Here is a 6,260-nt window from a genome sequence, read left to right on the forward strand (position 1 = left end):
GGCGATTCTCCGAGGCTCGTTCACGTCTCCTCACGGACGTGTCGGGAGAACGCCGGCCTCTGCACTCACGACTCGGAGTCTATTCATCGTGACTGTGTGTCGCGGCTCTACAGTCCCCATCGTATCGTAAGCCGTGGAACGTGCCGAGAGCCCAAGCCACACGGGAACAGGTCCGAGAGCCTGCACCACACTGAAACAGGTATTTGATAGCTCCATCCTTACCACCCGTATGGCAACTACTGTCGTTTGGTTTCGGGACGACCTTCGAGTGACGGACAATCCGACGCTCGCAGACGCCGTCGATGCCACCGACGTGGTGGTGCCCGTGTACATCTTCGATCCCCGCGAATACGGCGAGACTCGGTACGAGACGGAGAAACGTGGTCCACACCGCACGAAGTTTCGGCGCGAGAGTGTCCACGACCTCCGGGCGTCGCTACAGGACCGCGGCGGTTCGTTGTTCGTTCGGCAAGGTCGCCCCGAAGTGGTCCTGCCGGAACTGGCGGATCGCACCGATGCCGACGCCGTCTACGCCCAGACGAAGCCAGCGGTCGAGGAACTGGAGCGAGAGCAGGGCGTCCGGGACGCCCTGCCGGAGAGCGTCAGCTTCGAACGGCGGTGGACACACACGCTGCATCACATCTCCGATCTTCCGACGGCGTACGATCGGATCGATGATACGTTCACTCCTTGGCGAAAGGAGGTCGAACGCGACAGCACGGTTCGGGATCTGGTGTCGGCCCCGGACACGATTCGAACGCCGGATCTCGAGCCCGGGACGATCCCGACGCAGTCGGAGGTAGGCGTCGCGGAGCCTCCAACGGACGACCGTGCGGTGTTGCCGTTCGAGGGCGGGGAGTCGGCTGGCAAGCGCCGGCTATCGGAGTACGTCTGGGCGGGCGATCATCTCAGCGAGTACAAAGGGACCCGGAACGAGCTGCTGGGCGCGAACTACTCGTCGAAGTTCTCACCGTGGCTGGCGGCAGGATGTCTCTCGCCGCGGTGGATCCATGCCGAAGTTCAGCGCTACGAAGACGACCGTGTCGCAAACGAGGATACCTACTGGCTGGTGTTCGAACTGCTATGGCGGGACTTCTTCCAGTTCCAGTTCCGCAAACACGGTGCGGACTTCTTCACGCCGACCGGCATCCGGGACGTGGACAAGCGATGGGACCGCGACCGCGAGGCGTTCCGCAGGTGGGCAGACGGTGCGACGGGCGTTCCGTTCGTCGACGCGAACATGCGGGAGTTGAATCGGACGGGATACATGTCCAACCGAGGGCGCCAGAACGTCGCCTCGTTCCTCGCCGACGCCATCGGTATCGACTGGCGGTGGGGCGCGGCCTACTTCGAGTCACGCCTGATCGACTACGACGTCGCCTCGAATTGGGGCAACTGGGCCTACCAGGCGGGCGTCGGCAACGACTCCCGTGACAACTATTTCGATGTCCTCTCCCAGGCCGAGCGATACGACAGCGAGGCCGCATACGTGACGACCTGGCTCCCGGAACTGGCGGAACTCCCGCCGACATTCGCCCACCGACCCTGGCGGATGAGCGATCGAGAGCAGACCGAGTACGGCGTCGAACTGGGCGTCGACTACCCGGGGCCGATGTTCGACATCGAGGCTCGCTACAGCGAGTTACGGAACACCTGATACTGCCGGACAGAAGTCAATACAGAGTTGTTCACCAGTCTCTGGCTCTCACACGAGCTGACGGCCGATTCACGGCGAGCGATGGTTGCATCGTTCTGTCCGGCAGTATGAGAGACGGTCGTCCGCGTCGTCTCAGAGATCGCCGTCGGCAGCACGGTCCCGTAGCTCTGTGCTGCGGTCCCGGACGGCGTCCATCTCGCCGACCTCGCGCTCCTCGTACGCCCGCCCGGCCTCCTCGATGACCTCCATCGAGTGGAATAAACAGAGGTTCATCGCTCCACTGACCAGCGCGCGGGCCATCGCCCAGTCGTCGCCCCGCATCGCATCCTGATACGGGCCAAACGCGGGAAGCCGATCTGTGAGGGTTGGATTCGGCGATTCGGCGGTGACGGTATCCGATCTGAAACACTTGTTACTGTGGCTCACATTGAGATAACATGAGCCGACAGGGTGGCAGTTACTACGAGCACGCCGTCGCCGCGCTTGCTGACCGCAACTACGACGCCGCAGGGGACGCTTTTGCGCGGGCAGGGTGGCAGGTGTTGGCACGGCCACGTCCCGACCAGGGCCCGTTCGACGCCGACGAGAAAGGGTGGATCGGGGAGGGGATTCAGCACCTCGTAACCAGCGCGATCTGTTATCGTATCGCTGACCGCCCGGACCGTGCGGCCCACCGAGGTACCGAGGCTGACGCCGTCGCGGCCGATTTCCAGACCGTGCTGACACAACCCGTACAGCAGGCCTGTCTACAGGAGATAGGTGCGGATGCCAGGCTCGCTGGCGGACTAGACGGCACGACCGACGCGTACGGTGACGCGGCGGAGTCGTACCGCGGGGCCGCCGAGTCGGTCGACGACCCACAGTACTGGGGGACGACACCGCTTTTCCAGGCCGCTGCAGCACCGCTACAGCAGGTCGCACGCAGCACGGCAAACGGGGAGATTGCCATAGCGTGGGAGGACCTCCACGGGGCTGATCCGGCCGCACCCGGGCCATTTCTGGCTCACAGGGCTACGCTCAAGCGCCAGCGGTTCCCGACGCTGTTAAAAACGGTCATTGACGACGGGTATCTCGCCGCCCCACGCGGAACGACGGAGTACAACAACGCGACATACCGGTGTCCGGAGTGCGGGTCGAACGACGTCAACTGGGTTGGCGAGAGCGTTCTGTGCATGCGATGCTCTGCGCCGCTCGAAAGACACTGACCGCTCGGTCTTCCAGAAGGCGCCGCCCGATTCCCGGGGTTGTGGTTGACCAATTCGGAACCGTCACGCGCTTCAGCGAGTCGGCTGACGCGTTCGGAGAGCGCAGCAGCAATATTCCACAGGAAGCCGTTCCCCAGTTCAAATCCGTGTTCCGACGAATGCCACACGAACTCATCGGGGGCTCACGGCTACTGCGGCCAGGATTGACACCAACCAGCAACTCCTTGAGACGGCGTCTCCCACCAAAGATGGTGGCCTCTGCACTCATGTGATTTCGGTCTACGGGTAGCGATTCTGTCGACGACTGACCGCTTCGAAAAAATGCGGAGGACGTGAATCGGTGAGACCGCCCGTGACCGACTCAGGCGGCGAGAACCACCAGACGTCGGCTGCGATATCGGTTATCTCGTGGGCGCGTTCTGTACAGGGATGATAGCAATAAATAAACGTCTCCATCAGGGTTGGGTCCTGTGCGGCACAGTGACTGGCCATCGAGCGAGTCTCATCGGCGGCACGCCTGGTCCATTCGGCGTGGAGGTTGTTGGACAGAGGCTTGTAGACCGCATCGAGATTGTCGTCTGCGAGTACCGCCTCGTAGCTGCCAGAGGCCCGCGGAATATCGAACGACGATGCCGCTAACTCCGCCCGGTCGGCCTAACGGGAGGCGATCGTGGCGACTTCGTGCTCCGAATCCTGAATCGTCGGGATCACTGCTCCCTGAGCGATACCGGCCGTCGATAATGTCAACTCCGACGTCAGCAGTCGGTACGAGCGTTAATCCGGAGCGTCGTTGGCGACGCCGAGTTACCAGTCTGGATACGCGTCGTCGGCCATTGAATCGAGCGGGAAACGGGGGCGCTCAAGCCGATCCCACTCGAACCGTGAGAGATCGACGGCGAACGTGCCGGGGCTGTCGACGAGGATGATCTCGCTGGCGAAAGACTCGTAGTCGGCTCGGAAGTGATTGACCGTCTTGAGGACCAACACGGGTTCGCGTTCGGGGATGATCCCGGCCTGGCGCCAGACTTCGGCGTCGTTGGGCGAATACCGGTGTTCGGTCAACAGCACGCTAATGTCCTCGCTTGGGCCACACTCGAGTCGAACGGTCCGGCCGAGTTGTTGTTCCACGCCGGTGGCCTGTGGCCCGTGGTTCGTAAACCAGCCGTCAGTAATCGCCTTGACGCTGCCCTCGAGTTCGATCGGCTCACACGGGAAGTATTCGTCGGCGGGGTGACAGCCGACCTCGACGGTGACGTGTTCGCCCACGCCGGCGTCGATACACTCGGCGACGGCGTCCGGATCCCACTGGACGGCGACACCGGCGTCCTCGATACCGCCATCGATGAGTGCGCGGAGCATATCGGCACGATTCTCGACTCCGCCGCCACCGGGATTATCGCCGATGTCGATGAGGAGGACCGGCCCATCCTCAGGGCGCTTGTCCGCAACGGCAGTTTTGGCCTCCTCGACCGCCATAGCCGGATCGGGGTACTCGGCGACCAGTCGCTCGTGACGGTCCCAGATGTACTGCGCCAACTCGCGTGCGGCTTCGGTGGCGGCCGCCGAATCACCGTCGGCAACGACCGGGATCGCCATGCCGGTCCACGGCGTGTCGGCGTGGTTGAAGCCGAACAACAGGTTCACCTTGAGGATACCGTCCCGATCTTCAAGCGCACGGGCCCGATCGACGACGTCGGTCATCGGTCCGTCACGGGTGTTCATCTTGGGGAAGTCCGGCAACACGGGCGGCCGTTCAATTCGGATGGTCGGATCGATATCGTCCTCGATGGCCGCCGACAGCAAGCCGGCGGCTTGCTGACCTCGAGCGACGTGATCGACATGTGGGTACGTCTCGTAGGCAAGCAACACATCCGCCAGTTCGGTCGTCTGATCGGCGATGTTCGTATGTGGATCCAGCGTGACGACGATCGGGATGTCCATACCGAGGATATCCCGCAGTTCCGCCAGCAGCGGACCCTCACCGTCGTCCATCCCCTCGGGGACCATCGCGCCGTGCAGCGAGAGGAACACACCGTCGATGGCGTCGGCGTGATCTCGGGCCGTTGAACAGATCTCCTCGGTGTAGAACTCGTAGGCCTCGGTCGTCACGTAGCCGCCCGGGGTCGCGCTGGCAGCGACGGTCGGCAGTAACTCCATGGCATCGCGTTCGGGCGCATCGAGGAAGCCACCGATCGTGCTCCCGGTGTCACGAAAGGCCTCGAAGATCGCCTCGCCGAAGTGTTCATAACGGGCCTGAAAGGCCGCCCGATCGGTCTCGTTCGGGGCGAACGTGTTGGTCTCGTGTTTGAATTCACCAACAAGGATGCTGTGTGTCATCGAGGTGGGATATCGATGGGCTGGCGTATAAGTGTGCCGTGGCGAAGTTGTGGGGACCCCATATACCGTAGACCCCGGTCTACAGCCCATCTGAAAATTAGTGACGAACGCGGGAGAATCTGGCTGCAGGGGCACAGCGGAGAGCGGTTTCCGTGACGATATACACTCGGACGTGATCCGTTCAACAGTCACTATCGGAGATTCGGTGGATCAGCCGGTCTTGCGTCGCCTCAGATCAGGCGAAGTTGAGCAAAGCACGTCCGAGTGTATAGTAAGAATAGAACGGCGGAAAATCCAGCTGTGGCGTCGTCGGTGTGTAGGCTATCGTTCGCTGGGGGTATGCGCTCGTGACTTTATGACGAGATGGGTCAGACAGAGAGACGTGAGGGCAGTCCAGACACGTGAAACGATGGCAGAGACTCTCGAGAGCATCTCGTACGTGACCCCGGAGAGTTGTGATACGGCGTCTCTGTCCGAACCCGAACTATGTCGACCGACGCCCACGTACAGTCCCTGTCTGCTCGAGAAACATGTATCCTCTGTCCGTTACTGGGACGTGTGACTGCCGTGTTTCCGGTACCAGACACGCTCGCCGACAGGTGACTCGCTCTCGTCGATATCCAGCCGACTCACGAACAGGTCGCGAACGGCGAGCGTGACGACGAGGTCTATCGTCTCACCCTCCTCGGGGGTGACCGTGACGACACAGTGGCCGTCCCGCTCTGCAACCGACGCGACAGTCCCGACCGACCACCGATCACGGTGGTGGGCGGGCTCCCGTGCGTGAATGCGGTCGTGACTCATGCTGGGGGAATCAGGAGTCGCTCAGGCCTGTCCCATCGCCCGTCGCGACGGGCTGTCGGTCGCGTTCCGCCAGTGGCTCCTCGATGTCGAGTAGCGTTGCACTCTCCGTCCAGAGTCGCCGGGCAGCCCCGCCGTCTCGGGCGGCCTCCGAGGGTGTGCGCGGCTGCTGGTTCGTGAAGTACCGGCCGGACACCTCCGCAGTGCGTGGCGAGACGGCGACGAACAGGATCTCTGCGGCCCCGTCGGCGACGGACGTC

5 protein-coding genes and 1 pseudogene are annotated in these 6,260 nt (G+C 62.8%); 2 read left to right on the forward strand and 4 right to left on the reverse strand.

Going from position 1 to position 6,260, the window contains the following annotated elements; translation table 11 throughout:
* The first annotated feature begins 229 nt into the window (after positions 1–229).
* On the forward strand, positions 230–1,657 hold the full coding sequence (locus V5A38_RS07325; protein WP_332325103.1) for a DASH family cryptochrome: 1,428 nt from the start codon (positions 230–232) through the stop codon (positions 1,655–1,657).
* A gap of 132 nt (positions 1,658–1,789) precedes the next feature.
* On the opposite strand, the gene V5A38_RS07330 is transcribed toward V5A38_RS07325, so the two are convergent.
* Positions 1,790–1,978 (reverse strand): hypothetical protein, encoded by a 189-nt coding sequence (locus V5A38_RS07330; RefSeq protein WP_332325104.1) that lies wholly within the window; start codon positions 1,976–1,978, stop codon positions 1,790–1,792.
* A 116-nt stretch (positions 1,979–2,094) separates the two neighbouring features.
* On the opposite strand from V5A38_RS07330, the gene V5A38_RS07335 reads away from it, so the two are divergent.
* Entirely contained in the window at positions 2,095–2,862 is a 768-nt protein-coding gene (locus V5A38_RS07335) for a hypothetical protein (RefSeq protein ID WP_332325105.1), read from the forward strand.
* A gap of 804 nt (positions 2,863–3,666) precedes the next feature.
* On the opposite strand, the gene V5A38_RS07340 is transcribed toward V5A38_RS07335, so the two are convergent.
* The 3 genes and pseudogenes from V5A38_RS07340 to V5A38_RS07350 all read right to left on the reverse strand — a co-directional run.
* Positions 3,667–5,199, reverse strand: a complete 1,533-nt coding sequence (locus V5A38_RS07340; protein WP_332325106.1) for a M81 family metallopeptidase — start codon at positions 5,197–5,199, stop codon at positions 3,667–3,669.
* 546 nt (positions 5,200–5,745) lie between these two features.
* The gene (locus tag V5A38_RS07345) at positions 5,746–6,003 is read right to left on the reverse strand and encodes a hypothetical protein (protein ID WP_332325107.1); all 258 of its coding nucleotides are present in this window, start codon (positions 6,001–6,003) and stop codon (positions 5,746–5,748) included.
* A gap of 10 nt (positions 6,004–6,013) precedes the next feature.
* Positions 6,014–6,260, reverse strand: a pseudogene (locus V5A38_RS07350) (daunorubicin C-13 ketoreductase); the annotation flags it as partial.

The organism is Halolamina sp. (assembly GCF_036626355.1).
Classification (GTDB): Archaea; Halobacteriota; Halobacteria; order Halobacteriales; family Haloferacaceae; genus Halolamina.